The organism is Pseudarthrobacter sp. TE3704 (assembly GCF_056279405.1).
Genome location: NZ_JBWCCJ010000003.1, coordinates 513037 through 537848, shown reverse-complemented (window position 1 = coordinate 537848; position 24812 = coordinate 513037). Strand labels below are relative to the sequence as shown.

27 protein-coding genes, 2 pseudogenes and 1 riboswitch are annotated in these 24812 nt (G+C 68.1%); of the genes and pseudogenes, 13 read left to right on the top strand and 16 right to left on the bottom strand.

The window, feature by feature from the left end; translation table 11 throughout:
* Positions 1 to 447, top strand: a complete 447-nt coding sequence (locus tag ACZ9BC_RS10245; RefSeq protein ID WP_476245837.1) for a hypothetical protein — start codon at positions 1 to 3, stop codon at positions 445 to 447.
* Between the two features lie 7 nt (positions 448 to 454).
* Here ACZ9BC_RS10245 and trmB read toward each other — a convergent pair whose 3' ends face one another.
* Both trmB and ACZ9BC_RS10235 read right to left on the bottom strand, forming a co-directional pair.
* Positions 455 to 1378: a tRNA (guanosine(46)-N7)-methyltransferase TrmB gene (gene trmB / locus ACZ9BC_RS10240; protein ID WP_275730472.1), complete on the bottom strand. Its 924-nt coding sequence runs from the start codon at positions 1376 to 1378 to the stop codon at positions 455 to 457.
* 77 nt (positions 1379 to 1455) lie between these two features.
* The gene (locus ACZ9BC_RS10235) at positions 1456 to 1872 is read right to left on the bottom strand and encodes a hypothetical protein (RefSeq protein ID WP_476245836.1); all 417 of its coding nucleotides are present in this window, start codon (positions 1870 to 1872) and stop codon (positions 1456 to 1458) included.
* A gap of 140 nt (positions 1873 to 2012) precedes the next feature.
* On the opposite strand from ACZ9BC_RS10235, the gene ACZ9BC_RS10230 reads away from it, so the two are divergent.
* Complete coding sequence (locus ACZ9BC_RS10230) at positions 2013 to 3338, top strand: MFS transporter (protein ID WP_476245835.1); 1326 nt, start codon at positions 2013 to 2015, stop codon at positions 3336 to 3338.
* A gap of 7 nt (positions 3339 to 3345) precedes the next feature.
* A complete protein-coding gene (locus ACZ9BC_RS10225; protein ID WP_476245834.1) occupies positions 3346 to 4731 on the top strand; it encodes an MFS transporter in 1386 nt (461 codons plus the stop codon).
* 6 nt (positions 4732 to 4737) lie between these two features.
* On the opposite strand, the gene ACZ9BC_RS10220 is transcribed toward ACZ9BC_RS10225, so the two are convergent.
* On the bottom strand, positions 4738 to 5484 hold the full coding sequence (locus ACZ9BC_RS10220) for a class I SAM-dependent methyltransferase (protein ID WP_476245833.1): 747 nt from the start codon (positions 5482 to 5484) through the stop codon (positions 4738 to 4740).
* A gap of 387 nt (positions 5485 to 5871) precedes the next feature.
* On the opposite strand from ACZ9BC_RS10220, the gene ACZ9BC_RS10215 reads away from it, so the two are divergent.
* Positions 5872 to 7761 carry a DEAD/DEAH box helicase gene (locus ACZ9BC_RS10215; RefSeq protein WP_079595267.1) on the top strand — a complete coding sequence of 630 codons (1890 nt, stop codon included), beginning with the start codon at positions 5872 to 5874 and terminating at the stop codon, positions 7759 to 7761.
* A gap of 58 nt (positions 7762 to 7819) precedes the next feature.
* Here the strand turns inward: ACZ9BC_RS10215 and ACZ9BC_RS10210 are convergent, their stop codons facing one another.
* The 7 genes and pseudogenes from ACZ9BC_RS10210 to ACZ9BC_RS10180 form a co-directional block, all read right to left on the bottom strand.
* Positions 7820 to 8470 carry an MBL fold metallo-hydrolase gene (locus tag ACZ9BC_RS10210; protein WP_476245832.1) on the bottom strand — a complete coding sequence of 217 codons (651 nt, stop codon included), beginning with the start codon at positions 8468 to 8470 and terminating at the stop codon, positions 7820 to 7822.
* Between the two features lie 9 nt (positions 8471 to 8479).
* A pseudogene (locus ACZ9BC_RS10205) lies at positions 8480 to 9028 on the bottom strand (aldo/keto reductase).
* 19 nt (positions 9029 to 9047) lie between these two features.
* Entirely contained in the window at positions 9048 to 9674 is a 627-nt protein-coding gene (locus ACZ9BC_RS10200) for a nucleoside/nucleotide kinase family protein (protein WP_476245831.1), read from the bottom strand.
* Between the two features lie 125 nt (positions 9675 to 9799).
* The gene (locus tag ACZ9BC_RS10195) at positions 9800 to 10183 is read right to left on the bottom strand and encodes a DMT family transporter (protein WP_476245990.1); all 384 of its coding nucleotides are present in this window, start codon (positions 10181 to 10183) and stop codon (positions 9800 to 9802) included.
* Positions 10183 to 10506: a DMT family transporter gene (locus ACZ9BC_RS10190; protein WP_476245830.1), complete on the bottom strand. Its 324-nt coding sequence runs from the start codon at positions 10504 to 10506 to the stop codon at positions 10183 to 10185. The genes ACZ9BC_RS10195 and ACZ9BC_RS10190 overlap by 1 nt, the downstream gene beginning before the upstream one ends.
* A 9-nt stretch (positions 10507 to 10515) precedes the next feature.
* Positions 10516 to 10581: riboswitch (guanidine-III (ykkC-III) riboswitch) on the bottom strand.
* Positions 10582 to 10726: 145 nt separating this feature from the next.
* Positions 10727 to 11257: a ferritin gene (locus tag ACZ9BC_RS10185; RefSeq protein WP_476245829.1), complete on the bottom strand. Its 531-nt coding sequence runs from the start codon at positions 11255 to 11257 to the stop codon at positions 10727 to 10729.
* Positions 11258 to 11344: 87 nt separating this feature from the next.
* Positions 11345 to 11935, bottom strand: coding sequence for a HutD/Ves family protein (locus tag ACZ9BC_RS10180; protein ID WP_476245828.1), 591 nt, complete (start codon positions 11933 to 11935; stop codon positions 11345 to 11347).
* A 101-nt stretch (positions 11936 to 12036) separates the two neighbouring features.
* Here ACZ9BC_RS10180 and ACZ9BC_RS10175 point away from each other — a divergent pair, with 101 nt between their 5' ends.
* Together ACZ9BC_RS10175 and ACZ9BC_RS10170 are read left to right on the top strand one after the other, a co-directional pair.
* Complete coding sequence (locus tag ACZ9BC_RS10175) at positions 12037 to 12648, top strand: phosphoribosylanthranilate isomerase (protein WP_476245827.1); 612 nt, start codon at positions 12037 to 12039, stop codon at positions 12646 to 12648.
* Between the two features lie 97 nt (positions 12649 to 12745).
* Positions 12746 to 13147, top strand: coding sequence for a YccF domain-containing protein (locus ACZ9BC_RS10170; RefSeq protein ID WP_476245826.1), 402 nt, complete (start codon positions 12746 to 12748; stop codon positions 13145 to 13147).
* Positions 13148 to 13158: 11 nt separating this feature from the next.
* Here ACZ9BC_RS10170 and ACZ9BC_RS10165 read toward each other — a convergent pair whose 3' ends face one another.
* The gene (locus ACZ9BC_RS10165; protein ID WP_476245825.1) at positions 13159 to 13989 is read right to left on the bottom strand and encodes a 2-phosphosulfolactate phosphatase; all 831 of its coding nucleotides are present in this window, start codon (positions 13987 to 13989) and stop codon (positions 13159 to 13161) included.
* On the bottom strand, positions 13986 to 14855 hold the full coding sequence (locus ACZ9BC_RS10160) for a DUF4031 domain-containing protein (protein WP_476245824.1): 870 nt from the start codon (positions 14853 to 14855) through the stop codon (positions 13986 to 13988). The genes ACZ9BC_RS10165 and ACZ9BC_RS10160 overlap by 4 nt, the downstream gene beginning before the upstream one ends.
* Positions 14856 to 14962: 107 nt before the next feature.
* On the opposite strand from ACZ9BC_RS10160, the gene ACZ9BC_RS10155 reads away from it, so the two are divergent.
* The 4 genes from ACZ9BC_RS10155 to ACZ9BC_RS10140 are packed head-to-tail and all read left to right on the top strand — an operon-like array spanning position 14963 to position 18105.
* The gene (locus tag ACZ9BC_RS10155; protein ID WP_476245823.1) at positions 14963 to 15373 is read left to right on the top strand and encodes a TOBE domain-containing protein; all 411 of its coding nucleotides are present in this window, start codon (positions 14963 to 14965) and stop codon (positions 15371 to 15373) included.
* Positions 15370 to 16146 carry a molybdate ABC transporter substrate-binding protein gene (gene modA / locus ACZ9BC_RS10150; RefSeq protein WP_476245822.1) on the top strand — a complete coding sequence of 259 codons (777 nt, stop codon included), beginning with the start codon at positions 15370 to 15372 and terminating at the stop codon, positions 16144 to 16146. The genes ACZ9BC_RS10155 and modA overlap by 4 nt, the downstream gene beginning before the upstream one ends.
* Before the next feature lie 37 nt (positions 16147 to 16183).
* Positions 16184 to 17050: an ABC transporter permease gene (locus tag ACZ9BC_RS10145; RefSeq protein ID WP_476245821.1), complete on the top strand. Its 867-nt coding sequence runs from the start codon at positions 16184 to 16186 to the stop codon at positions 17048 to 17050.
* A complete protein-coding gene (locus ACZ9BC_RS10140) occupies positions 17047 to 18105 on the top strand; it encodes a sulfate/molybdate ABC transporter ATP-binding protein (protein ID WP_476245820.1) in 1059 nt (352 codons plus the stop codon). The genes ACZ9BC_RS10145 and ACZ9BC_RS10140 overlap by 4 nt, the downstream gene beginning before the upstream one ends.
* Before the next feature lie 37 nt (positions 18106 to 18142).
* Here ACZ9BC_RS10140 and ACZ9BC_RS10135 read toward each other — a convergent pair whose 3' ends face one another.
* The 3 genes and pseudogenes from ACZ9BC_RS10135 to ACZ9BC_RS10125 form a co-directional block, all read right to left on the bottom strand.
* Complete coding sequence (locus ACZ9BC_RS10135) at positions 18143 to 19153, bottom strand: FAD-dependent monooxygenase (RefSeq protein ID WP_476245819.1); 1011 nt, start codon at positions 19151 to 19153, stop codon at positions 18143 to 18145.
* A gap of 80 nt (positions 19154 to 19233) precedes the next feature.
* Positions 19234 to 19296 (bottom strand): annotated as a pseudogene (locus ACZ9BC_RS10130) (hypothetical protein); the annotation flags it as partial.
* A gap of 27 nt (positions 19297 to 19323) precedes the next feature.
* Entirely contained in the window at positions 19324 to 19659 is a 336-nt protein-coding gene (locus ACZ9BC_RS10125; RefSeq protein WP_115523658.1) for a YciI family protein, read from the bottom strand.
* A gap of 203 nt (positions 19660 to 19862) precedes the next feature.
* Between ACZ9BC_RS10125 and clpB the strand changes: the two genes are divergently transcribed.
* Positions 19863 to 22505: an ATP-dependent chaperone ClpB gene (gene clpB, locus ACZ9BC_RS10120; protein WP_476245818.1), complete on the top strand. Its 2643-nt coding sequence runs from the start codon at positions 19863 to 19865 to the stop codon at positions 22503 to 22505.
* Positions 22506 to 22541: 36 nt separating this feature from the next.
* Here clpB and ACZ9BC_RS10115 read toward each other — a convergent pair whose 3' ends face one another.
* Positions 22542 to 23249: a septum formation family protein gene (locus ACZ9BC_RS10115; RefSeq protein WP_476245817.1), complete on the bottom strand. Its 708-nt coding sequence runs from the start codon at positions 23247 to 23249 to the stop codon at positions 22542 to 22544.
* A gap of 273 nt (positions 23250 to 23522) precedes the next feature.
* Here ACZ9BC_RS10115 and ACZ9BC_RS10110 point away from each other — a divergent pair, with 273 nt between their 5' ends.
* Positions 23523 to 23756 carry a DUF3073 domain-containing protein gene (locus tag ACZ9BC_RS10110; protein WP_050053419.1) on the top strand — a complete coding sequence of 78 codons (234 nt, stop codon included), beginning with the start codon at positions 23523 to 23525 and terminating at the stop codon, positions 23754 to 23756.
* Between the two features lie 245 nt (positions 23757 to 24001).
* Entirely contained in the window at positions 24002 to 24778 is a 777-nt protein-coding gene (locus ACZ9BC_RS10105; protein ID WP_476245816.1) for a VOC family protein, read from the top strand.
* Positions 24779 to 24812 lie beyond the last annotated feature (34 nt).

Genomic DNA, 24812 nt, shown 5'->3' with positions numbered 1-24812 from the left:
ATGTCCGTGCACATCGAATCCCCGCTGGGGTTCACGGCAGACTTTCCCGAGCACACGCAGGTCCTCGGCGACTCCACGGCCGGGCCCAACAGCGGGCAATACGGACTCCCGGGCGATGTCCTGGTCACCGTCATCAAGGACGACACTTCGGTGCAGGACGCACCGCAGGCCAACGGCTGGGCGCACCTGATGTCCGGCTTCTACCGTGAGGAGCGGGGTGGAACCCTCCTGGCGGAGGGCGAACTGAACCTCCCCGGAAAAGCCGCGTACGCCGTGGTGGTGGGTTACGACGACGCCGGGGGCGCGGGGAAGGTGGCAGCCACCGTGGGTGTGTGGGAACGCTCGCGTTTCATTGGCGTCGTGGTGATCTGGCCCTACGTGAACCCCGGCGTGGAGCCGCGGCTCGGCATGCTCAGGGAGATTGTGGCCGCCATCAGCGTGGGCTGACCTCCTGCTACCGCCGGCGGTAGCAGAGATCGAAGATCAGCCGCCCGGCCTCGTGGGCTTTCGCCTCGAAGCTGGTGCGGATCCTGCCTTCGAACCGGGGAGCCCAGCCGCCCGTCTCGTCCACGCCCTCGTTGGGCCCGGTGTGCAAGGTGCTGACGGGGGCGCGGCCCTCACGGACCGGAGCGCCGCCCACCACGGACTCGACGCCAGACTGCCACACCTGCGTCAGCGGGCTTTCGGGTCCGCGGCGCTGGCCGTTGTGCAGGTTCTCGAAGTCCTCGGAACCGGCCAGGACATCACGGACGTGGACAGCATAGTTGGACCAGTCGGTGGCGATCCGCCACAGCCCGCCCGGCTTCAGGGCACGGGCAGCCAGTGATGCAAACTCGGGCTGGATGAGGCGCCGCTTGTGGTGCCGTGACTTGTGCCAGGGGTCGGGGAAGAAGACCCACAACTCGTCAACGGACCCTTCGGGCAGCATGGTGGCCAGCACTTCGGGGGCATTGGCCTCAACCACACGGACGTTGCGCAGCCCCCGGCTGTTGATCTTGATGATGGTGTTCGCCAGCCCGGGAGTGTAGACCTCCACGGCCAGGAAATCGGTGTCCGGGTTCTGCTCCGCCGCGTGGCAGATGGCATCGCCCAGGCCCGAGCCGATCTCCACGATCAGGGGAGCCTTCCGGCCAAATTCCGCCTCGGCGTCGAACGTGTAATCCGGGTGGACGGAGGTGTTGGCGACGTGGCGGGGAACATCCACAGCCCACCGCTCTGCATGCTCTTCCCACGCAGCCTGCCGGCGGCCCTGCAGCCGGGTGCCACGGCGGACAAAGCTGACCGGCCGGCCACCATAGGTGCCGAAGGATGCCTGCGTGCCGGGGGTTACGGGCCGGGGGACATGCGGCTGCTGGGGGTTTTCGGGGGATTCACTCATCCCTTCAAGGATACCGGGGCGGGACCCGCCGGCGGGTCCGGTTCGTGGCGGGCGGGAATGGCCGCGGCACGGCCGCCTCAGCGCATCATGTACACCAACCGCAGGGTCATGAGGAGCCCCACAATAGAAATAACGCCGTTGATGCACAACGCTGCCAGCGCCAGACCGGACCCTTGACCGCGGAGTCCGGACTTCCGAAGAGCGGAGACGCCCAGCGATGCAGAGGTGATGCCGAAGATCAGGGGCAGGCTCCAGAACACCAGGGGAGCCAGCAAGGGATTCTTTGACGGGCCGTCGTACGGGAAGGTCAACAGCATGGCAAAACTGGCGAAGGGGGCCGTGAGGAGGAGGCTCGCGGGTGCCACGATCGCAAGGACGAGGCTTGCAACCGCTTTGCCGGTGTGGCCGCCGCCTGGTGGTGCCGGAACCACGGGCTGGGACTGAGGCGCTGTGGCCCCCGTCGCGGAATTGTTGTGCCCAGTCTGAGGTGGCATGTCCATGGTTCTCCCTAATTGTGAATGACTGGCCCGGCAGCGTGCCCTTCAAACCTAGGGACGCTGCCCGTCTGCCAAAAGCGCGCGGGCCGCGTATGTGGACAACTCCTGTGGCAGTCCGCTCCTGCAACAATGGGCGGGTGACGGAAGCGACGAACGCTGAGGCAAGGAAGCAACGGCCGGGAAACCCTGCCGGGGAGGCAGCACCGCAGGCCGGGGTTGATCCCGGCGCCCTCGTTGACGCGGAGATTGATGAAGCGCCCGCGCCCGGGCCAACCCGGGTGGGAAGCCGGCGGCAGCTCGCCTACCTCGGCCTGTGTCTGGTCCTGGTCGGGCTCAACCTGCGGACCGTGTTCTCCAGCTTCTCCGCCGTGCTGCCGGAGGCCAGCTCGCAGGCGGCGTTGCCCGGATGGGCGGTGGTGGTCCTGACAACTGTTCCCGTGACGCTGCTGGGCGTCTTCGCGCCGCTCGCCCCGGTCTTGGCGCGCCGGTTCGGTGCCGAGCGTGTCCTGCTCGGTGCCATGGCGGTCCTGACTGCGGGGCTGCTGCTGCGCCCGGTGGACACGGGGCTGCCCGCCGCCGGCCACCTGCCCGCGCTCCTTGCCGGGACGGCGGCGTGCGGGGCTGCGATCGCCCTGTGCAATGTCCTGTTGCCGGGGTTGGTGAAGCGGGATTTCCCGCACCGGCTGGGCCTGATGGGCGGGCTGTACACGACGGCGATCTGCGCGTCCGCCGCGCTTGGTGCCGGCTTCACGTACCCGGTCTACGCGGCGACGGGGGAGTGGACCCTGGCGCTGTGGTTCTGGGCGGTGCCGGCCGCCGTCGTCCTTCTCCTGTTCCTGCCGGTGGCCGTCCGCCAGCCCCGGATCAGGCACCAGGCTGCCAGGGACGGGGTGAACGTGTGGCGCTCCACGGTGGCCTGGCAGGTGACCATCTTTATGGTGCTGCAGGCGATGATGTCCTTCAGTGTTTTCGCGTGGCTGGCGCCGATCCTGCGCGAGCGGGGCGTGGACGGGGCGACGGCGGGCCTGATCGTGTCCGTCAGCATCGTGCTGCAGATGCTGGGTTCACTGTTCGCCCCGGCGCTTGCTGCCAGGCTCCGCGATCAGCGGTTCATCAACACCGTGGTTGCCCTGATGACCGGTGCGGGGTTCGCGCTGAGCATCTTCGGGCCCCTGGAGCTGGTGTGGGTGTGGGCCGGGCTGCTGGGCCTTGGGCAGGGAAGCCTCACGGCCGTTGCCCTGTCCATGATCATGCTCCGCACCCGCGACGGCCACACCGCTGCGCACCTGTCCGGGATGATGCAGGGCGTCGGGTACGGGCTCGGTTCAACCGGAACCCTGCTGGTGGGCCAGCTGCACCAGGCCACCGGTTCCTTCACCGCCGCCGGATTCCTGTTCCTGGTGGTCGGCCTGCTCGCGGCCGTCTTCGGCTACCGCGCCGGCCGCGACCGGTACATCGGCTAAGGCCTGCATGCCCGACTCCACCGTTCCAACCACCCATCCGGCCGCCGGCATCCTGCAGCGGCCGTACCTGTGGGTGACCATCGGCACCTGCGCCCTGGTGTTCCTCGCCGCGTTCGAGTCCCTCGCGGTGACCACCATCATGCCCCTCGTCAGCAGGGAGCTGAACGGCGCCGGCCTCTACGCCCTGGCCTTCGCCGGCCCGCTGGCCACCGGCGTGATCGGCATGGTGGCGGCCGGCAACTGGTCCGACCGCCGCGGGCCAACGGCACCCCTGTACGCGTCCGTGGGGCTATTCGTGGTGGGCCTGCTCATCGCCGGCACTTCCACGTCCATGCCGATGCTTGTCGCCGGCAGGCTGGTCCAGGGGCTCGGCGGCGGAGCCCTCACCGTGGCGCTGTACGTCCTGGTGGCCCGCATCTACCCGGGTGTGCTGCACCCCAAAATCTTTGCGGCGTTCTCCGCGGCGTGGGTGATTCCGTCGCTGGTGGGCCCCTTCGCGGCCGGGATCGTGGCACAGGTGTTCAGCTGGCACTGGGTGTTCCTGGGCGTGGTGGGGCTGGTCATTCCGGCGCTGCTGATGATCGCGCCGGTGCTGCGCGGGATGGACCAGCGGCCCATGGACGCCGCAACCGTACCGTGGGCTGCCGGCCGGCTCGCGTGGGCCGCCCTCGCCGCAATCGCGGTGCTGGCGCTGAACCTATCTGCCGGCGTCCGCGTCCCCGGGGTTCCCGCGGCCACCGCTCTGCTGGCCATCGCCGCCGTCGTCCTGGCGCTGCTGGCCGTCCGGCCCCTGGTGCCACGCGGCACCCTGATCGCCCGGCGCGGCCTTCCCAGCGTGATCCTGGCACGCGGACTCGCCTCCGCCGGGTTCTTCGGTGCCGAGGTCTACCTTCCCTACCTGCTGATCGAGCAATACGCCTTTTCCCCCACCTTCGCCGGCCTCACCCTCACGGGCGGAGCGCTGGCATGGGCGGGCGCGTCGGCAGTCCAGGGCCGCCTCGGGACCCGGCTGTCCCATCGCCGCGCGGTCCTGACCGGGGCGCTGATGGTCCTGGGCGCGGTACTGCTGGCCCTGGCCACCACGTCCCTCCACTGGCCGGCCGCCGTCGCGATTGCCGGCTGGATCTTCGCCGGCGGCGGCATGGGCCTGCTGTATCCGCGGCTCAGCGTGATGACCCTTGCGCTGTCCACCAAGGACAACGAAGGCTTCAACAGCTCCGCGATGTCCATCTCGGACTCGCTGGGCGGTGCGCTGGCGCTCGCCACCACGGGCATCGTGTTCGCGGCATTTACGACGACGACGGGATCCTTCGCGGGCGTCTTCGCCCTTGCCGCCGTGCTCGCCACAGCCGCGGCCTTCGTGGCGCCGCGCGTCACCGCCAAGGCCTCCTGAAAGGCGTCAGCCCAACCGGGTGGCCCGCAGGACGACGTCGGCGATGGTGGCGTGCTCGCCGTCCGGACCCGTCACCGGGCGCTCGCGGCTTGTGAGGACCTCAACCTGCCATCCGGGGCCGTCCAGCCCCAGTTCCTGGACAACCTCGTCGCCGGTGTAGAACATGTCCCGGTGGGTGTGCCCGGCTCCGCCTCCCCACGGCGGCAGCCGGTCCGGGTGATGCCCCACCACCAGCAGGGTGCCGCCGGGTTTGACCGCCGCCGCGGCCGTCCGGAGCGGCCCCTGCCAGGCGAGCTCCTGGGAGTGCAGGAACTGCGAGGTCACCAGGTCAAAGGGCCCACCGGGCTCCCACTGCTCCAGGTCCGCCTGCTGCCACGTGATGCGGCTGGCAATCGCGCCCTCGCCTGCGTGCACGCTCTCCCTGGCCAGGGCGGCTTTCTCGTGCGACTGGGCCCGCTCCAGCGCCACAGCGGAAACGTCGACGGCGGTCACGGTCCAGCCCTGCTGTGCCAGCCAGATGGCGTCGGCGCCTTCGCCGCAGCCAAGGTCCAGGGCCTTCCCCGGCCGGAGGCCACCTGCCTCGCGGACCAGCTGCGGGTTGGGCTTTCCGCTCCAGATCTGCGGTTTTGCGCTGTACCGCTCGTTCCAGATGGAGGCGGCATCATTGCCGCGGATGCCGGTGCCGATGCCGTTATCACCTGTGGAGGTGCCGTCGTCGTGCATGTCCTGGTGGTGCGCCACGTGTTCGCTCATGCCTCAACACTGCCCTGCACCGACTGCTAAGGCAACGCCCCCAACTAAGTAGTACCAACTGTCGTTCCGGGGCCTCAATACGACACTTGGTGCTACTTGGTTGGGTAGCGGAAGTGACCCGAAAACGGGTCTGTGCCGCCGGGATGCTAGACTGGTGAAACTTGATGTGCAGTGATGCCCATGTACCCCTTCATTTAGGGGACAGGGCTTTTTTCATGTGAGAGGCACATCCTGCGTCGATGAACGCGTTCCATTTGGTCCCGGCCGCCGCTTTGCATAAGCGGCAGCAGGCTGGTTGATCACCTGAATTTTCTTCGGCGAACCCCTGGGCCAACCGGCATCGGGGGCCGATATCCGCACGGATACCGCCTGAAAGACCTTTGACTTTTGACTACTTTCGCTGCCCTTGGCACACCTAAAGCCCTCGCCGACACCCTCGCCGCGCAGGGAATCGAAACCCCGTTCCCCATCCAGGTGAAGACCCTGCCGGACACGCTGTCCGGACGCGACGTCCTGGGCCGCGGCCGCACTGGTTCCGGCAAGACCATCGCCTTCGCCATCCCGCTGGTGGCCCGCCTGGCCGAGCGCGAGGCTCCGTACTTCCGCAAGCCCGGCCGCCCCATGGGCCTGGTGCTGGCACCCACCCGTGAACTGGCAACCCAGATCAACGCCACCATCGAGCCGCTGGCCAAGGCTGCCGGCCTGAACACCACCGTGATTTACGGCGGCATCTCCCAGGCACGCCAGGAAAAGGCCCTGCGCGCCGGCGTCGACATTGTCATTGCCTGCCCGGGCCGCCTGGAGGACCTGATCCGCCAGCGCATCCTCACCCTCGAGGCCGTGGAGATCACCGTCCTGGACGAGGCCGACCACATGGCGGACCTCGGCTTCCTGCCCGTGGTGAAGAAGCTCATGGACATGACCCCCAGCCAGGGCCAGCGCCTGCTCTTCTCCGCCACCCTGGACAACGGCGTGGACAAGATCGTCCAGCGCTACCTGTCCAACCCGCTGACCCACTCCGTGGATGATCCGCAGGCCGCGGTGACCACCATGGAGCACCACGTGCTGGTGGTCAACGACCAGACTGTCAAGAAGCAGCTGATCGTGGAGCTCGCCTCCGGCGCCGGCCGCCGCGTCCTCTTCATGCGGACCAAGCACCACGCCCGCAAGCTGGCCAAGACCCTGACCGACGCCGGGATCCCCGCTGTGGACCTGCACGGCAACCTGTCGCAGAACGCCCGTGACCGCAACCTCGCCGAGTTCTCCAACGGCGACGTGCGCGTCCTGGTGGCTACCGACGTCGCAGCCCGCGGTGTCCACGTGGACGACGTCGAACTGGTGATCCACGTGGATCCGCCCACCGAGCACAAGGCATACCTGCACCGCTCCGGCCGCACCGCGCGTGCCGGTTCCGACGGCACCGTGGTTACGCTGACCCTCCCGGAGCAGCAGACCGACGTCAAGAAGCTGATGAAGGCTGCCGGCGTGGAGGTCACCTTCGAACGCGTCACCGCCAACTCGCCCATCGTGGCTGACCTGGTGGGCGAAATTGCCGACAAGGTTGATCCCCGCACCCGTGCCGCACTGCTGGCCGCCAAGGCCCAGAAGCAGGGTGGCGGAACCTCCACGGGCGCCAACGCCGAGCGCAAGCGCGCCCGCCGCCAGGCTGCTCCCACCACCGGTGGACGCGGCGGCCGTGGTGGCCGCGGCAAGGTTTCGGCGGAGCCGGTCCGCACCGATGTTCCCCGCGCCGAGCGCCGGGCTGCAGCCTTTGAAGGCCGCACCGAAGCCCGGGCAGCGTTCGACCGCAACGCAGAGCAGAACGAGGACCGCGCGATTGCCGCGGCGGCAGCCCGCCGCAACGCCCGTGGCCGCGGCACCGCTTCCACGCACCGCAACGATGTTCCCGCAGCAGGTGGCCGTGCATCGGCCGGCCGCGGTTCAGACGGCCGTGCAGAATCCCGCGTCACCCGCAGCGACGCCCCCCGCGGCGGAACCGGGCGTCCGGCTTCCACCGGCGGCCAGCGCAGCGGACGTCCGGCCACCGGCCAGCGTGCAGCAGCTGCAGGCACAGGTGCACGCACCGGCGGGCGCTCCGCCGGCGCAGGTGCTGCTGCGGCCAGCGGCGGCAACAAGGCTGTCTGGTCCTCCAACACCGGCGGCACCTCCGGCGGATCCTACGCTGCCGGCAACGGCGGTGGCCGCTCCGGTGGAGGCCGCTCCGGCGGTCCGCGCCGTGCATCGGCTCCGGCTTCCAACGAGCGCCGCGGCCGCTAGCGTTCCGTTTTCGGTGGTTGAGCCTGTCGGGTTTCGACAGGCTCAACCACCGCGGTCCTCACCAGCCCCGGGCGCGCCACTCCTCAATGTGTGGCCGCTCGACACCGAGGGTAGTGGGCTTGCCGTGGCCGGGATGCACGACGGCGGTATCGGGGTAGGTGCCGAACAGCCGCTCTGTTACGTCGCTGAGCAGCTGGTTGAACCGCTCCGGGTCCTTTTGCGTATTGCCCACGCCGCCCGGAAACAGCGAATCACCGGAAAAGATGTGCGCCGGGCCCTCCGGGTCCTGGTACACAAACGCGATCGAGCCCGGCGTGTGCCCCCTCAGGTGGACAGCCGTGAGCTCAAAGCCGTCCACGGCCACCCGATCCCCGTGCCCAAGCCGCCGGTCCACCGGAACAGGCAGCGCGTCGGCGTCGTCCGTCCCTGCGGCGGTGGGCGCACCCGTCGCCGCAGCCAGCTCCTTCAGCGCCCGGACATGGTCCCAGTGCTGGTGCGTGGTGGCGATCAGCGCGAGCCGGGGCGTAGCCGCCGTGTCCGCGGCGGCGTCCGCCAGCAGTTGCTGGATGGCGGGAAGGTCGTCGGCAGCGTCGATGAGCACCTGTTCCCCGCTGGCCTTCGCGGTCAGCAGGTACACGTTGTTGTCCATCTCGCTGACGGAGATCCGGCGGATGGTCAGGGCCGGCAGGTCGTACTGAAGTGAGTCCATGGGACGAGTCTATTCACGGCCTTCCGACACCCACTGCGGATCCGGTAACGGGAGCCGACGACGGCGTCCGAGGCCGCGTCCAGGGCATCCAGTTGCGCGGGGGTGAGGGCCAGGGCCAGTGCGCCCAGGTTTTCGTCGATCCGGTGCCGTTTACGCGTCCCGGGGATGGGAACGACCGGCAAGCCCAGCCGCTTGCCCTGCGCCAACAGCCAGGCCAGGGCCGTCTGGGCGGGCGTCCACCCAGGTCGCCGGCCACTGACTGGACGGCCGTGGACAGCGAAGGCATCCTCCAACTCCCGGGCGGTCACTTCGGACAGGCCCAGGTGCCGGGCCTTGCCCTGCTGCACAAGCTCCGCCATGGCCTCCACGGTTTCCACAATCGGAACGCGGAGGTCACGGCGGTGCATGTGGTAGAGGTCGATGAAATCGGTGCCCAGCCGCTGCAGGCTCCGGTCCACCGCCTGCGTCGGCCGGGTCCACCTCGCCGTACACGGGAGTGAGGGCCATGCCGCCGAACCCGAGCGGGCTGACTTCAAGGCCGTTGCCGAGTGCCACCATGAGTTCTCCTCTTCGCTTGTCAGTGCCAGGGAATGATGCGGTCCGCGCCGGGCTTCGTGGCCTGGATCAACCGGGCGTTTGCCTCGTCGGGACCATGGGCCCAGGCTTCGGCAGCCGCCTGGTCCATCCCGAACGACACATGCCTCGCCACCAGCCGTTCCAGCCGCAATGCGTGCGGGGTGTCCACAAACCAGACCTCGTCCAGCTGGGCCCGGACCTCCTTCCAGGGCTCCTGCTCAGCGAGCAGGTAGTTTCCCTCGGTGATGACCAGCGGCACCTCGGCCGGGACGGCGATGGACGCGGCCACGGGTTCGTCCAGCGTGCGCCGGAACTCCGGGGCGTAGACCACTGCCTCGTCCCGGCGGACGAGGCGGCGGAGCAGCGAAAGGAACCCGCCGGCGTCGAACGTGTCGATGGCGCCCTTGCGCCGGCGAAGGGGAGTGCCCTCGATGATCGCGTTTCCCAGGTGGAAGCCGTCCATCGGGACCACTATGGCCGTGCCGGGGGCGAATTGCTGCTGGATCCATGCAGCGAAGGTGGATTTTCCGGAGCCGGGCGCCCCCGTGATGCCCACGATGGTCCGCGTACCGGGAACCAGCCGGCGCCGCAGGGCGTCCATGGCCTGGGAGATCTCGGGGGAGTCCATGGCAAAAGCCTAAACGGTGCGCCGAATCTCCCCACCTTTGAATCCGGGAACGCCAAGGACGACGGCGATTCGCCGGGACACGCCGTCGGCGCGCCGCAAAGGTGGGGATAGTCAGCGCGGGAGACTCAGCGGTGGGAGGCCTCAGGGGCAGGCTGTTCGGGAGCCGGGTGGCCCTTCTCCCCGGGAAGTGCCTTCAACCCGGCCGCACAGCCCACGATCCCGGCGATGAACAGCACCTTCAGCACGCTGAAGGGCTCCACGCCGGTGGCCATGGCCCAGCCCACCGTCAAGGCAGCCCCGACGCCCACCCAAATGGCGTACGCAGTGCCCAGCGGAATGCGGCGGATGGCCATGCCCAGGCCCAGCATGCTCAGCGCGGCGGTGACGACGAATACCAGGGTGGGCACTGGTTTGCTGAAGCCGTCGGAGAGGCCCAGGGCCGTGGCCCACACCGCTTCGAGGACGGCCGAGGCCAGGAGGACCAGCCAGGGGAAGGAACGCCGCAGCATCACGCCACCACCTTCAGGCCCACCACGCACGCGGCGATGCCGGACAGCAGGAGCAGGCGCGCCGCCGTCGGACGTTCCACCTTGGTGATGATCGCGTAGGCGGAGGTCAGGACCACGCCAACGCCTACCCAGACGGCGTAGGCGGTGCCGGTGGGAATGGACTGCATGGCGATGGCCAGGCCGGCGGTGCTTGCCGTCACTGACACCAGGAACAGGGCGGCCGAGGCGATGCGGCGGCGGCCGGTGCTTTGGAATGCGCGGTGCAGGGCTGCGGCCCAGACGGCTTCAAGGGCGCCGGAGGCCAGAAGGATTAACCAGGACATTACAGATCCTTTGGCCAGTCTTGTCGCGTTCCGGGTACTGGACCGTCGTCCGGAGGCTCCGGATGGGAGCCTTGGTTTCCAGACTAGCAACGCCCGACGGCGGGTGGCCATGTTGGTGGCCAACCTCACCGCCGGGGGCGGGCCCAAGTAAGTAGCGCTAACTGTCGTTTCGGGCCGTCAAACGACAGTTAGCGCTACTCAGTTGGGGGAGGAGCGGCGGTTAGAGGACGCCGCCGGCGGCTTCCGGGGCGGCACTGTCGCGGCCGCCGTCGCCGACAGTTTCACGGGCGATGAAGTTTTCGATGTCGAACAGGTTGTCCGCGCGTTCGGCGATGTTCAGCAGCGTGGTCATGGACGCCACCTCCTCCACCTGCTCCTTGAGGAACCAGAGCATGAACTGCTCGCCGAGGGCGTCGTTCTCGCCGCGGGCCGCCCGGAACAGGTCCTCGATGTTGCGGGTGACTTCCTTCTCCTGCTGCAGGGCGAGGGCCAGCGGCTCAGTGACGGAGGCGAAGTCGTTGCGGACGGCCGGGACGCCGGGAATGGTGAAGGGGATGTCCCGGTCCAGCATGTACTGCACCATCATCATCGCGTGGTTCCGTTCTTCCACGGACTGGCGGTAGAAGTAGCGGGCCAGCTGCGGAAGGTCCTGGTTGGCGAACCAGGTGGCTACGGCAATGTACTGCTGCGAGGCCGTGAATTCGTTGCCGATCTGGGTGGACAGGAGCGCGTTGAATGTTGAAGTGGTCATAGCCTGAGTCTAGGGACGGCGGCTACCGGTAACCAGTGTGGAAAGGCTCTGCTTCCGAAGGCGAGGCTGGCCTATCCGGGGTACGGGCTAGTCCTCAACGGGGTCGATGGAGACGACGGCCAGGAACCCGCGGCCAAGGATGTTGGGGGTGTCCGCATCAGAACCGACGACGGCGTCGTACCGGCCCAGGTCCATTGGGTCACCGTCGCCTGCACCCACCGTGGCCTGCCCCTGCAGCAGGATCCCCAGCTGCCCTTCGAACACGGGGTGGGCGCGCTTTTTGGACAACTCGATGATGGACGTGAAGCCCTTGAAGGCCCCGGCCCGGGTGATGACGTTGAGGTTCCGGACATCGCCCATCGGCAGTTTGCTGAAGGTGGCTGCTCCGCCGGCGAACCGGAACGGGCGGTATTTCTCCATGAGGTGTTCGGCCCCGTCTACGGAGAGCAGCAGGAGGTCGCCCTCGATCACCGTGAGGACGCGCTCCATGCCGGGAAACGGCGAAAAGTCGCCGGCCTTGGTCACATCCGCGATGCTGACCCGCCAGTCCCAGCCACCGTCGCCGGCACCGTCCTGGATGGGGGATGCAGACGTGGGCCGGCTCGCGATCTGTCGTGTCACCCCGCCGCCGTTGCGCCACGGTTCGGCCTTGAGGTCAGCGAAGCGGATGATTTCCATCAGCCCAGCCTAGTTCGTCTGGTGCGGGCATCGCGGGGTGGGGCGTTGCCTGCTACTCTCCTCCGGGGGGTCAACACGAAAACAGCCTGAAGGAGCCGGGAATGTTCGTCAAAGTGTGCGGTCTCAGTACGCCCGAATCCATCCGTGAGGCGGTGGACGCCGGCGCTGATGCTGTGGGTTTTGTCCTCACCGCCAGCCCCCGGGTTGTCTCGCCGGGCCAGGTGACCTCGCTGCTGGCGGAGGTCCCCGCGGGGGTGTCCCCGATCGCCGTGTTCCGCCACGAGCCGGTGGCGGACGCCGTCGCCATTGCCCGGGCCGCCGGGCTGGAGTGGATCCAGCTGCATGGCTCCCGTTCCCGCCAGGACGTGGAAACAGTGCACGACGCCGGCATGAAGCTGGTCAGGGCCGTCACCATGGGCGCCGCCCGGTCAGAGATTGAAGACTGGGGCGAGGACTTGCTGCTGATCGACTCCGCGGTTCCCGGTTCGGGCGAAGCTTGGGATTATGCCGCCATGGCCGAGGTGCCGGAACTCCAGGGGCGCAGGTGGCTGCTCGCCGGCGGCCTGGACCCGGCCAACGTGGCGCAGGCGTCCGTGGCGGCCAACGCGTGGGGCGTGGATGTGTCCTCCGGCGTGGAGGCATCCCGCGGGGTCAAGGACCTGGCCAAGATCCGCGCCTTCGTACAGGCCGCGAAGTCGGACGCCAACCTCTGACGGCCCGCGGGGATGCCCTCGCCAGGACTCCGTTTTCAGGGTCCGGTCAGGGGATCCCCCTACGTCCGGGTGGAACCTGCCGGGGCACAATGGATGGATGAAGACACTGCTCAACATCATCTGGTTGGTTTTCGGCGGGTTCTGGCTCGCGCTCGGCTACTTCGCGGCCGGGGTGATCTGCTGCCTGCTGATCATCACCATCCCGTGGGGCATCGCGTCATTCCGGATCGCCGCCTACACGCTCTGGCCGTTCGGCCGGACCGTGGTGGACAAGCCTGGTGGCTCGGGTGTCTTTTCGCTGCTGGGCAACGTGATCTGGCTGCTGGTAGCGGGCATCTGGATCGCCATCGGGCACGTGGTGACGGCTTTTGCCATGGCCATCACGATCATCGGCATCCCGCTGGCCATCGCCAACCTGAAGCTGATTCCGGTGTCATTGATGCCGCTGGGCAAGCAGATCGTGCCCACCAATGCGCCGTTTGTGGCCGCATACCGGTAAACAGCTGCGCGTCAGCCGCGTGGCCGGATGCCCGCGCTGCTGCTGAACGCTCCCTCCGCCAGTATGGCCACGGAGTCGCTGTCGTCCAGTTCGGCGGCGATGTCCACGTCGTCCCCGTAGCCCGCGCCCAGCAGCTCCCGCCCGCTGGCGCACCCGTGCAGCATCTCGCGGAGCCGCGGCTCCGCGGCCTCGAACACGGCCGCCGCTGCCACCGCCTCCGGTGAATAGCCGTGCCTGCCGTCCTCGGCCTCGTAACCGCCCTTGCCGGCGGCCACCAGCCCGGCGATGAAAGCGCCCGCCCCGATCTGGTCCTCCACGGCGGGACGGAGGGTGCCGTCCGGCCACCGTTCACCTGCGGCCACCACGGCGATCACCGCATCCTCCGGAAGGTTGGCCGCCACCCAGTCCGCGGTGGCTGCGGCGTTGCGGAGGCACACTGCTGCTACCAGCGGGACCTCGGCGGCCAGCATGTAGCACAGGGAGGAGCCATTGGGGGAGGGCAGGACCACCCGCTCCAGCGAACCAGCCGCACGGAGGCTTGCCGGGGACAGGCTGAGCCCGCCGCCGTCGCGGGGACCTGCCAGCTGGGCGTGATGGTGGGCTGCGAAGTCCTCCGCGCTGGTGTCCTTCCAGGGATAGGGAAACACCGTGGCGCCGCGGTCCAGGGCAACGCTGACGCACGTGCCGAAGGACAGGACGTCCACCACCACCGCAAGGTCCACGCCGGACGTTACGGTCCTGGCGCCGTCGAGGCCCCACTCCAGCCGCACCGTATAGGGGAGCTGCCGGTGCGCCGCACTTGCGGAATATACGTGCAGCGCGTTCGAATGCGGCGCGTTCATGTCAGTTCACCCTTCAGGTTCCGGTGCGCGGCAGCCAGCCACAGCTCCTGCGCCCGCTCGGTGTGGAAGAGCGGGTCGAGTTCCAGCAGATGGCGTACGACGGCGGCACGTCCCGCCGCGAAGTCGGCGTCGCCAATGTGCGCAAAATCCTGCCGGACGGCCGCGACGTAGCGGGCATAATCGTCCGGTTCCCCGCCCAGGACGGACAGGTCGGCGTCGCACAGGAGGGCGCCGTCGTCGTCCTCTTCCCCGGGGCGGTGGTCGCTTGTCAGCCGGACCAGCCTGGCCACCTCAGCCACCTCGGCGTCCGGCAGGCCTGCGGCGCTAAGCCGGTCCTCGGCCAACCGGGCGGACTCCTCCTCATCCTCCCCGGCGATGCCGCGGTAAACGGCGTCGTGGAACCAGGCTGCCAAGAGCACGGTGCGCGGCGGGTCGGCAGGATCGGTCAGCAGGTCCAGGGACTCCAGCACCGAGAGCAGGTGCGTGCAGCCGTGATACCGGCGGTGTGGTTCGCTCCAGCGGTCCAGCAGGTCGAGGAACAGGGCGTCATGGCCGGGCATGATGGCGTCCCAGCGCAGCTGCAGCGGCACCTTGAGTGACTTGTTCCGCTGCCGGGCGGGAATGCGCAGGCCGCTGTCAATCAGCTTGCGGACCAGGATGCGGGCTTCCACCGGAACCGCTCCGGCCGCCACCAGGTCCTCGAAACGGCGCTCCGGGACGTCGTAGTGGTCTCCATCGAAGGCCCGCTCCGGGATGCCCGCCTCCGCGGCGAAGGCATGAAGCTCCGCCAGGGATGTGTCCGAAACCAGGTGGGAGAAATGCGTTCCGTGCGCAGGCCACAGTGGCGGGTCGATGAAGATGGACATGGAGGAAGTCTAGTGTGCTGCCCCGACGGCGGACCGGGGGCCGGTCATAATCGAAAAAGCGGATCAAAGCCGGAGAAACGTCCGCATCTGCGGCCTATAGTGGGGAAATGACCATCCTCCGCGTCGCAGAAGCGGCCCGCCTGCTCGGCGTCAGTGACGATACGGTGCGCCGCTGGACGGACAACGGCTCCCTGACTCCGCTCCGGGACGATTCCGGCCGGCTCGCCGTCGACGGCCTCGAACTCGCCCGGCATGCCCAAAAACTGGCGCAGCTTCCTGACGATCCGCACCGGACGGGCAGTTCCGCCCGCAACAGGTTTACCGGGCTGGTCACCGGCATCACGGCGGACACGGTGATGGCGCAGGTGGAGCTGCAGTGCGGGCCGTTCCGGGTGGTGTCCCTGATGAGCAGCGAGGCTGTCCGGGACATGGGGCTGGAGCTCGGGTCGGTGGCCACTGCGGTGGTCAAAGCCACCACCGTCATCATCGAAACCCCGCAGGGAAAGGGTGCCCCGTGAGAGGGAGAATTTACGCAGTGCTGGCAGCGGCGGCCCTCACGCTGGGCCTCGCCGGTTGCGCCGGCAGCGCTTCCCCCGGGGATGACACAGGGGAAGGGACGCTCACGGTCTACGCGGCGGGCTCCCTCACGTCCAGCTTCAGTGAGCTGGCCGAAATGTTCGAGGCGCAGCACCCGGGAACGGACGTCACTGTCAGTTTCGCCGGGTCGTCGGACCTGGCAACCCAGATCAGCCAGGGCGCTCCGGCGGATGTCTTTGCCTCGGCCGACACCCGGAACATGGACAAGCTTGGTGATGCCGGACTGCTGCAGGGGGAACCCCGGACCTTCGCCACCAACACCCTGGCCATCGCGGTCCCGCCGGGTAACCCTGCAGGCATCAACTCCTTCGCCGACCTCGCAAGGGCAGGAACACGGCTGGTAACCTGTGCCCGGCAGGTGCCGTGCGGTGCGGCCGCCGCCGCTCTCTCGGAACAGCACGGAACCAGGCTCAACCCGGTCAGCGAGGAGAATTCTGTCACCGACGTCCTGGGCAAAGTCATCTCCGGAGAAGCCGACGCCGGGCTGGTCTACGTCACGGATGTGCGGTCCGCCGGGGACAGGGTGGAAAGCGTGCCGTTCCCGGAAGCGGCCGGGGCAGTCAACACCTATCCCATCGCAGTGCTGGCCGGGAGCAGGAACACCACCGCCGCCGGCGTGTTCCTGGACCTGGTGGCCAGCCCTGAAGGCCGGCAGGTGCTGGCGCAGGCCGGCTTCGGGCCGGCCACGCAATGACAGGCGCAGTGGTGCTCCGGCAGCAACCGGGCAAGCTGTGAGAGGGGTAAAGGCGCGCGCGGCCTACACCGGGGTCCCGGGCTGGCTCTACGTCCTGGCGGTGGTGGCCGCCCTGGTGGTTGTCCTCCCGCTGCTGGCCATCGTGGCCAGGGTCAACTGGGCCAACTTCCTTCCCTTGGTCACCTCCGAACCCGCGCTCTCCGCCCTCGGACTAAGCCTGCGCACCTCGGCTGCCAGTACTGCGCTGTGCATCGTGCTGGGCGTGCCGCTGGCCATGGTCCTGGCCCGGGGAAGGTTCCCGCTGCAGGGACTGCTGCGTTCGCTGGTGCTGCTCCCGCTGGTGCTCCCGCCCGTGGTGGGCGGCATCGCACTGCTCTACACGTTCGGCCGGCAGGGACTCCTGGGCGGGGCCCTGGAGGTGCTGGGGCTGCAGATCGCCTTCTCCACCACCGCCGTGGTCCTGGCCCAGACCTTCGTGGCGCTGCCGTTCCTCGTCGTCAGCCTGGAAGGCGCGCTGCGGACCGGCGGGTCCCGGTATGAGGCGGTGGCGGCGACCCTTGGTGCGCCGCCGCGGGTCGTTTTCCGGCGCGTGACCCTGCCGCTGATACTGCCCGGCCTGGCGTCCGGCGCGGTACTGGCCTTTGCCCGCAGCCTGGGCGAGTTCGGCGCCACGCTCACCTTCGCCGGCAGCCTGCAGGGGGTGACCCGGACCCTGCCGCTGGAAATCTACCTGCAGCGGGAAACGGACCCGGACGCCGCCGTCGCGCTGTCCCTGGTCCTGGTGGCCGTCGCCGTGGCCGTGGTGGCACTTGCGTACAGGCGCCCTGCGGGGGGCCGCGCGGCTGGCCACGTTTCCGGAAAGCGGACGACGGCGCCTGCCCCGGCCGGAGGGAACGTTCCGTGACGTTCTCCTTCCAGGCAGCCGTGGCGGGGCGCGGCTTCGACGTGGCCCTGACGGTGGGGCCGGAGGAAACCCTTGCCGTGATGGGACCCAACGGGGCGGGCAAATCCACGCTGCTGGCCAGCATCGCCGGGTTGCTGAAACCGGACAGCGGCCGGGCTGAACTCGACGGCCGCACGCTCTTCGACTTGGATCCCGGACAGCACGCGTGGGTGCCTCCGCACCATCGGGGCACCGTCCTGCTCGCGCAGGAACCGCTGCTGTTTCCGCACCTCAATGCCCTGGAAAATGTGGCCTTTGGGCCGCGAAGCGCCGGCACCGCCAAGCACCTGGCCGACATCCGGGCGATGCATTGGCTTGCAGAGGTAGAGGCCGCTGACCTGGCGGACCGCCGTCCTGCCGCGCTCTCCGGCGGGCAGGCGCAGCGGGTTGCGGTGGCCCGTGCGCTCGCGGCCGATCCTGCCTTGCTCCTGCTGGATGAGCCCCTGGCCGCGCTGGACATCCACTCGGCGCCGCTGCTGCGCCGCCTGCTCAAGCGCGTCCTCGCCGGGCGGCAGGCCATCATCGTCACCCACGATGTCCTGGATGCCCTGATGCTTGCGGACAGGGTGGCTGTCCTGGAGGGCGGACGGATTGTGGAGGCGGGCCCCACCCGGACGGTGCTGGAACGGCCCAGGAGTTCCTTTGCTGCCGGACTGGCCGGGCTGAACTTTGTCCCCGGAACCATGACGGGCACCGGGATCCGGGCGGGCGGGGGCCGGGAGATTTCCGGCCACCTCGAGGAACCCGCCGATGCCGGCGGGAACAACCGGCCGGGCGTGGCGGTCTTCCCGCCGTCGGCCGTGTCCGTGTTCCTCACCGACGCACACGGCAGCCCCCGCAACTCCTTCCCGGTGTCCATCACGGATCTCGAGCCCCATGGCGACCTGATCCGGGTGCGCGCGGACGGCCTCGCCGCAGACATCACGCCCGCGGCGTCGGCGGACTTGGGCCTGGTTCCCGGCATGACGGTGCACTTTGTGGTGAAGGCCGCCGCCGTGTCGGTCTACGGGACCTAGCTGTACACCTCGCCCTGGGACCCCCGCTTGTGGATTCTTAGAGTGCTGCGCCGGATTTTCCGATGACTGCTGAGCTGATGACCCGCTTCATGCCCGGGATGCCGGCAAGCCGGATGGCGGTGCGGCGGGCGAATGCGGCTCGCCTGGTTCCCGGGACAAACCACTGGGCGGCAGCTGCGCCGGCCTTCTGGTGCTCCAGTACCGCGGGGCGCACCCTGGCTTCGAAGGATTCCAGGGCACGGCTGATCGTTGAGTGGCGCCCCAGTTCCTCGGCCAGCACACCGGCAGCAGCCATGCCCAGGGATGCGCCCTGGCCCGCGAGCAGTGAAACGGCTGCAGCGGAGTCACCCACCAGGACAACGCGGCCCGTGTGCCAGCGGGGCATCCTGATCTGGGCTACCTGGTCGTAGTAGATGTCCCGCGGGCATTGCTCCAGGGCGGCTGGGCAGATCCACCCCAGGCCGCCGTACCTGGACCGGAGCAGTGCCCGGGGATCCTCCGGAAGCCCGGGACTGTCCGTGCGGTGGACGGCCATGGCGGTTATCCGGCCGTCACGGAGCAGGTAGAAGAACATCGCCTCGTTCCGGGTGTCCGTGATGGCGAACCGGTTCCCGAGGCGGGCGGCGAGTTCCGGGTCGCTGAAGGAGTAGGCGCCCACCTGGAAGCCGAGATAGCGAAAGAACCCGTCTTCCGGGCCGAAGGCGAGCTCACGGGTCACGGAGTGGATCCCGTCAGCGCCGATGAGCAGATCGGCCTCCAGCACCTGGCCGTCGTCAAGGGTCACCGCCACGGACTCCCGGCTCTGGCCCACCGACACTACGGTGCGGCCGTACTGAAGCTCCACGCCGGGAGGCACTGCTTCGCGAATGGCACGTTCCAGGTCCGGGCGGAGGATGCTGACCAGCCCGCCACCGGCAACCTGCGCGAATGCGGAGAAGGGAAGGGTGGCCCGTGCCCTGCCTTTCCCGTCAACGTAGTCCACCTGCCGGACCCGGTAGCCCAACTCATGGAGCCGGGGGACGATGCCAAACTGGCCGCTGCACGCCACCCGGGGCCGAAGAAATCGATCATGTACCCCAGCGGCCGAGGACCCTCGGACTGCTCCACCACCACCACGTCCCAGCCGCCACGGGCCAGGAACGCCGCGCTGGAGAGCCCACTGATTCCGGCCCCGCAGATGACGGCTTTCACCGGGGTTCCCGATCGACCGGTTGGGCTCTACATTCCCGGCAGGTCCAGGGATTCGTACACCTGGATGCTGGAACCGGGCATCATCAGGTGTGGGTGGCCGTCGAACAGGGCCTGCGCGGACTCAAGGTCCTCTGCCTGGACAATGGCATAGCCGGCTACGCCGTTTGTGGTGTCAGACGCGCCGGTGCTGGTAATTTCCTTGCCGGCCCCCAATGGATTGCCCATGTCCAGAATGCCCTCACCGGCGCGGGCTGCCCACTCCATCCAGGCTTTCATGCCCTCCTGGGCCGCTTCCGGCGTGCTTTCCTGCATCTGCTCCTGGGCTGCCTTGGGTCCAAGGTAAAGAACAACGAACTTCTTCATGGATTGTCCCCTCTCGAATGCGCCGGCGGAACGTCCTCCCCGGTCACACGCCCGATCCTAGGGGCATCTGCAGGTTAGGGGAACAGCCGGGCGGACGTTCGCTGTAGGAAAACAGATGCCTGCATTCGGAAATAAAGAGTCCCAATCCAAAGTTGAGCGTAGTAGACTCAACTTAGAAAAACTGCCCCTGAAAGGAGCCCTCTTTGGACGTCAAATTCACTACCAAGAGCCAGGAGGCGCTCTCGGCTGCGGCCATGAACGCCTCCACGGCAGGCAATCCCCAGGTGGAACCAGCCCACCTGCTCAAGGCGCTGATGGACCAGCGCGAGGGGGTCGCCGTCGCGCTTCTGCGCGCCACCGGCGCCGACCCGGACGCCGTCAGTGTCCAGGCGAGCAGCGCCATCAAGGCGCTGCCGGCTACTTCCGGTGGCTCCAGCCAGCAGGCACAGCTTTCCCGTCCTGCCCTGCAGGCCATCCAGAATGCCAAGGAAGAGGCGGACCGGCTGGGCGACACCTTCGTTTCCACCGAGGTCCTCCTGCTGGGCCTCGCGGGCGGAAACGATGCAGCGGCCCGGGTGTTGCGCGACGCCGGCGCCTCCCGTGAAGCGCTGCTCGCCGCCCTTCCGGGTGTCCGCGGTGACCGCAAGGTGGATGGCCCGGACCCGGAGAACACCTTCCAGTCGCTGGAGAAGTTCGGCACGGACCTCACCGCCATGGCGCGGTCCGGAAAGCTTGACCCGGTGATCGGCCGGGACACTGAAATCCGGCGCATTGTGCAGGTCCTGAGCCGCCGCACCAAGAACAACCCCGTGATCATCGGTGAACCCGGTGTGGGCAAGACCGCCGTCGTGGAGGGGCTGGCTCAGCGCATCGTGGCCGGGGACGTGCCGGAAAGCCTGCGCGGCAAGACCCTGATCGCCCTGGACCTGGCGTCCATGGTGGCCGGCGCCAAGTACCGCGGCGAGTTCGAGGAGCGGCTGAAGGCCGTGCTGGAGGAGATCAAGAACTCCGAAGGCCAGATTGTCACCTTCATCGATGAGATCCACACGGTGGTGGGAGCGGGTGCAACAGGCGATTCCTCCATGGACGCGGGCAACATGCTCAAGCCGATGCTGGCCCGCGGCGAGCTGCGCCTGATCGGTGCCACCACGCTCGATGAATACCGCGAGAACATTGAGAAGGATCCGGCGCTCGAACGCCGTTTCCAGCAGGTGTACGTGGGCGAGCCGAGCGTGGAGGACACCATCGGCATCCTCCGCGGACTCAAGGAACGCTACGAGGCGCACCACAAGGTCACCATCTCCGATTCGGCCCTGGTGGCGGCCGCTACGCTCTCCAACCGCTACATCTCCGGCCGCCAGCTCCCGGACAAGGCCATCGACCTGGTGGACGAGGCCGCGTCCCGGCTCCGGATGGAGATCGACTCCGCACCGGAGGAAGTGGACCAGCTGCAGCGCGTTGTGGACCGGCTCACCATGGAAGAGCTGGCTCTGCAGGGTGAAAAGGACGAGGCCTCCGTTGAGCGACTGGCTGCCCTGCGGGCTGACAAGGCGGACAAGGAAGAGGAGCTGAACGCGCTCAAGGCCCGCTGGGAGGCTGAGAAGGCCGGCCTTAACCGGGTCGGCGACCTCAAGGCAAAGCTGGATGAGCTGCGTGGCGCCTATGAAAAAGCGGCGCGTGAAGGCGACCTGGAGACGGCGTCCCGCGTGCTCTACGGTGAAATCCCGGCGCTGGAGCGGGAGCTGAACGCCGCCGCGGAGGCCGAAGCCGCCGTCACGGACAAGTCCGCGCAGATGGTGGCCGAGCAGGTGACCGCGGACGACATCGCCGAGGTCATCTCCGCCTGGACCGGCATCCCGGCTGGCCGCATGCTGCAGGGTGAAAGCCAGAAGCTGCTCCACATGGAGGAGGAGCTGGGGAAACGGCTCATCGGCCAGGGCAAGGCCGTCACGGCCGTGTCCGACGCCGTCCGCCGTGCCCGGGCAGGCATCAGCGACCCCAACCGGCCCACCGGTTCCTTCCTCTTCCTGGGCCCCACCGGCGTAGGCAAGACCGAGCTGGCCAAGGCCCTGGCGGACTTCCTGTTCGACGACGAGCGCGCCATGGTCCGGATCGACATGTCCGAATACGGCGAGAAGCACTCCGTGGCACGGCTCGTGGGTGCGCCTCCGGGCTACGTGGGCTACGAGGAGGGCGGCCAGCTCACCGAGGCCGTCCGGCGCCGGCCGTACTCGGTGGTGCTGCTGGACGAGGTGGAGAAGGCCCACCCCGAGGTCTTCGACATCCTCCTGCAGGTGCTCGACGACGGCCGCCTCACGGACGGCCAGGGCCGTACCGTGGACTTCCGCAACGTCATCCTGGTGCTGACCTCCAACCTGGGCAGCCAGTTCCTGGTTGACCCGAACCTGGACGCCGAAGCCAAGCGGAACGCCGTGATGGCAACGGTGAACGCCTCCTTCAAGCCGGAATTCCTGAACCGGCTGGATGAAGTAGTGCTGTTCGACGCGCTCAATGTGGAGGAACTCTCACGCATCGTGGAACTGCACGTTGGCGAACTGGGCCGCCGCCTCCACGAACGCCGGCTCACGCTGGAGGTCACCGACGGGGCGAAGGCCTGGCTCGCCATCTCCGGCTTCGATCCCGCCTACGGCGCCCGGCCGCTCCGCCGGCTGGTCCAGCGCGAGATCGGCGACCGGCTGGCGAAAGCCATCCTCTCCGGCGACATCAGCGACGGCGACACCGTGCTCGTGGACACGGCGGCCGACGTCGGAGAACTGGCACGGGGTGACGTGGACGCCCTGACGGGCGCGTCGAATTCCGGACTCTCCGTCCGCCGGAAGGACTAAACGCAAAAAAGGTGTGCTGCCCTGGCGGCCTGGCCGCTAGGGCAGCACGCTTGCGTTGATGACGTTGCCGCCGTCTGCGGTCACGTAGCAGTCCACCCTGCGGTCCCCTGAATCCCAGCTGGTATCGCTGGGGAAGCTGCGCTGGAAATTGAGCGGGTATTGGTCGGCTGCAGGGCCCAGCCTCGCAGCCTGGCAGGCTTCCAGTGCTTTGGCCTTGAGCGCGTCCGCCCCGGGGTAGTCTCCGGCTTCCGGATAGCGGAAGACTGCCACCAGCTGTGCGGAATGACCCGTGTCGCACGGGACCACCCTGGACGCCAGCGCTTCGGGGTTGAAGTCGGCGAAACAGTCCCCCAGCGCATACTCGGTGGCCGGCACTCCTTCGCGCGGCAGGGGCAGCGGTGTTGCGGGCGGGGTGACAGTTGTCTCAAGCACGCCGGAAGTTTCGGCATCGGCCGCTTGGGAACCCTGGCCGGAATTCAGCCAGATGGCGAGCCACACCAGTCCGCTGACCACGGCCAGGAGCACGACGACGAAGAACGCCTTCCACAGCGCGCGTTTGGTTCCTGCCCGCATCCTTGGCGCCGCTTCCGGCACATGCTGGGACCAGGTGACGGATTCGGGTGCGGGGGCAGGGCCTGCGGCTGGGCTGTGCCCGTGGCCGGGGTCCTCGTTCCCGGCAGGAACCTTCGGCAGGCCGCCAGTGGGCTGCGAGGGGGGCTTCGGCGGGACGTCCTGGTTGTTCACGTGGGTGCATCCTCCTGCGTTCTTTCCGCGGTGGCAGCCTGTCAGCCGTCCAGTTTCGGCAGTTGTTTTAGCGACTCTACCGAAGAAAAAAGCTGGAAACTCGCGGGTGGAGCAGGGGAATGGTAGCGCAAACCACGGCAGGCCGCCCCGTCTGGCAAGCAGGGCAGGCGGAAAGCATGTAATCTAGGTGTACGACAAATTGACCAAACATTCCGGGGCCTCACCTACGCCAAGGTGACCACCTCCGGTCCAAGTACAAAAGGGGGTCACGCCATGGGGCGCGGCCGTCAAAAGGCAAAAGCTACCAAGCAGGCTCGGGATATCAAGTACTACTCCCCGAACACTGACTACTCGGCACTTCAGCGTGAGCTGACGGGTCCAGGCAGTCGTGCCACGAGCCATTATGCGAATGAGCCGGTCGAACCGGACTATTCGGCTTATGTGGATAAGTACGCGGATGATTTGGAAGAAGACGACGACGAGGTAGACACCCGTCGAATCGGCTAGTTGTCGCAAGCTGCCAACGCCTGAGGGCGGCAGCCCTGTGACGCCGCGGCACCAATGGATGCAGCAGGTGTTTCTGCAGTTTCCGATGGACCAGTGCAGCGCTTCTTTTTCAGTATCCTGATCCCCACGATCCAGGGTCCTGACTTCAGTTGGAAAGCCCGCTGTCCGCACCTTTTAAGGTGCTGGCGGCGGGCTTTTTGTTGCCAGATTGCGGGCAGTCCTGCCCCCGCTGGTAGCCTGACCGCATGACTGCCCGCACCAAGTACGCAGAGGGCGAGCCCTGCTGGGCGGACCTGCAGACACCCGATGTTGCCGCTGCCAAGGACTTTTACGCGACGGTGTTCGGCTGGACGTATGAGGACCTGCCCACGCCGGATGGCCGCAGCTTCGCCCGCGCCTTCATGAATGGGCAGCTCGTCACGGCCATCGCCCCGCAAAACCCGCTGCAGCAGGCTGCCGGAACCCGTGCGCAATGGAACATCTATCTCGCGTGCGGCGATGCCGCAGCCACGGTGCAGGACTCCGGCCACGCCGGCGGGGCTGCGGAGTTCGGACCCGAAACAGTAGGCGATACCGGCGTCCTCGCTTTTCTTAGGCCTCCCGGCGGCGGTACTACCGGCATTTGGCAGGCCGGAACGCATGCAGGAAGCCACCTTTACGACGAACCCGGTGCACTGGCATGGGCGGAACTGTCAACGCCCGAGCCGCAGGCCGCCGTCGGCTTCCTCCAGCAGCTTTTCGGGCATGAGGTCACCGAATATCCCCAGGACGACGGCGGCAGCTACAGCACGCTGCTGGTGCAGGGTGAGGAGGTGGCCGGGGTTGTCCCTGCCGAGGCGGGGGAGGAAGCCGGCTGGCAGATTTACTTTGGTGTTGCCGACCTTGCCGCAGCCGTACAGTCCGCAGTGGCCGCCGGTGGCGGGATTCTTGTGGAGCCGGACGACCACCCGGGGCATGGTTCGTTGGCCACCATCCGCGATCCGCAGGGCGGGATCCTGAACCTCATCCAGGTACAGGGTTAAACGCAGCGGGTGCCCCGCAGCCGCCCGTCAGAGG

What these genes read in the sequence shown, in the direction of transcription:
- ACZ9BC_RS10245 (WP_476245837.1), top strand. Translation starts at nt 1, where the DNA reads ATGTCCGTGCACATCGAATCCCCGCTGGGGTTCACGGCAGACTTTCCC.
- trmB (WP_275730472.1), bottom strand. Translation starts at nt 1,378, where the DNA reads ATGAGTGAATCCCCCGAAAACCCCCAGCAGCCGCATGTCCCCCGGCCC.
- ACZ9BC_RS10235 (WP_476245836.1), bottom strand. Translation starts at nt 1,872, where the DNA reads ATGCCACCTCAGACTGGGCACAACAATTCCGCGACGGGGGCCACAGCG.
- ACZ9BC_RS10225 (WP_476245834.1), top strand. Translation starts at nt 3,346, where the DNA reads ATGCCCGACTCCACCGTTCCAACCACCCATCCGGCCGCCGGCATCCTG.
- ACZ9BC_RS10220 (WP_476245833.1), bottom strand. Translation starts at nt 5,484, where the DNA reads ATGAGCGAACACGTGGCGCACCACCAGGACATGCACGACGACGGCACC.
- ACZ9BC_RS10210 (WP_476245832.1), bottom strand. Translation starts at nt 8,470, where the DNA reads ATGGACTCACTTCAGTACGACCTGCCGGCCCTGACCATCCGCCGGATC.
- ACZ9BC_RS10200 (WP_476245831.1), bottom strand. Translation starts at nt 9,674, where the DNA reads ATGGACTCCCCCGAGATCTCCCAGGCCATGGACGCCCTGCGGCGCCGG.
- ACZ9BC_RS10195 (WP_476245990.1), bottom strand. Translation starts at nt 10,183, where the DNA reads ATGCTGCGGCGTTCCTTCCCCTGGCTGGTCCTCCTGGCCTCGGCCGTC.
- ACZ9BC_RS10190 (WP_476245830.1), bottom strand. Translation starts at nt 10,506, where the DNA reads ATGTCCTGGTTAATCCTTCTGGCCTCCGGCGCCCTTGAAGCCGTCTGG.
- ACZ9BC_RS10185 (WP_476245829.1), bottom strand. Translation starts at nt 11,257, where the DNA reads ATGACCACTTCAACATTCAACGCGCTCCTGTCCACCCAGATCGGCAAC.
- ACZ9BC_RS10180 (WP_476245828.1), bottom strand. Translation starts at nt 11,935, where the DNA reads ATGGAAATCATCCGCTTCGCTGACCTCAAGGCCGAACCGTGGCGCAAC.
- ACZ9BC_RS10175 (WP_476245827.1), top strand. Translation starts at nt 12,037, where the DNA reads ATGTTCGTCAAAGTGTGCGGTCTCAGTACGCCCGAATCCATCCGTGAG.
- ACZ9BC_RS10170 (WP_476245826.1), top strand. Translation starts at nt 12,746, where the DNA reads ATGAAGACACTGCTCAACATCATCTGGTTGGTTTTCGGCGGGTTCTGG.
- ACZ9BC_RS10165 (WP_476245825.1), bottom strand. Translation starts at nt 13,989, where the DNA reads ATGAACGCGCCGCATTCGAACGCGCTGCACGTATATTCCGCAAGTGCG.
- ACZ9BC_RS10160 (WP_476245824.1), bottom strand. Translation starts at nt 14,855, where the DNA reads ATGTCCATCTTCATCGACCCGCCACTGTGGCCTGCGCACGGAACGCAT.
- ACZ9BC_RS10155 (WP_476245823.1), top strand. Translation starts at nt 14,963, where the DNA reads ATGACCATCCTCCGCGTCGCAGAAGCGGCCCGCCTGCTCGGCGTCAGT.
- ACZ9BC_RS10125 (WP_115523658.1), bottom strand. Translation starts at nt 19,659, where the DNA reads ATGAAGAAGTTCGTTGTTCTTTACCTTGGACCCAAGGCAGCCCAGGAG.
- ACZ9BC_RS10110 (WP_050053419.1), top strand. Translation starts at nt 23,523, where the DNA reads ATGGGGCGCGGCCGTCAAAAGGCAAAAGCTACCAAGCAGGCTCGGGAT.
- ACZ9BC_RS10105 (WP_476245816.1), top strand. Translation starts at nt 24,002, where the DNA reads ATGACTGCCCGCACCAAGTACGCAGAGGGCGAGCCCTGCTGGGCGGAC.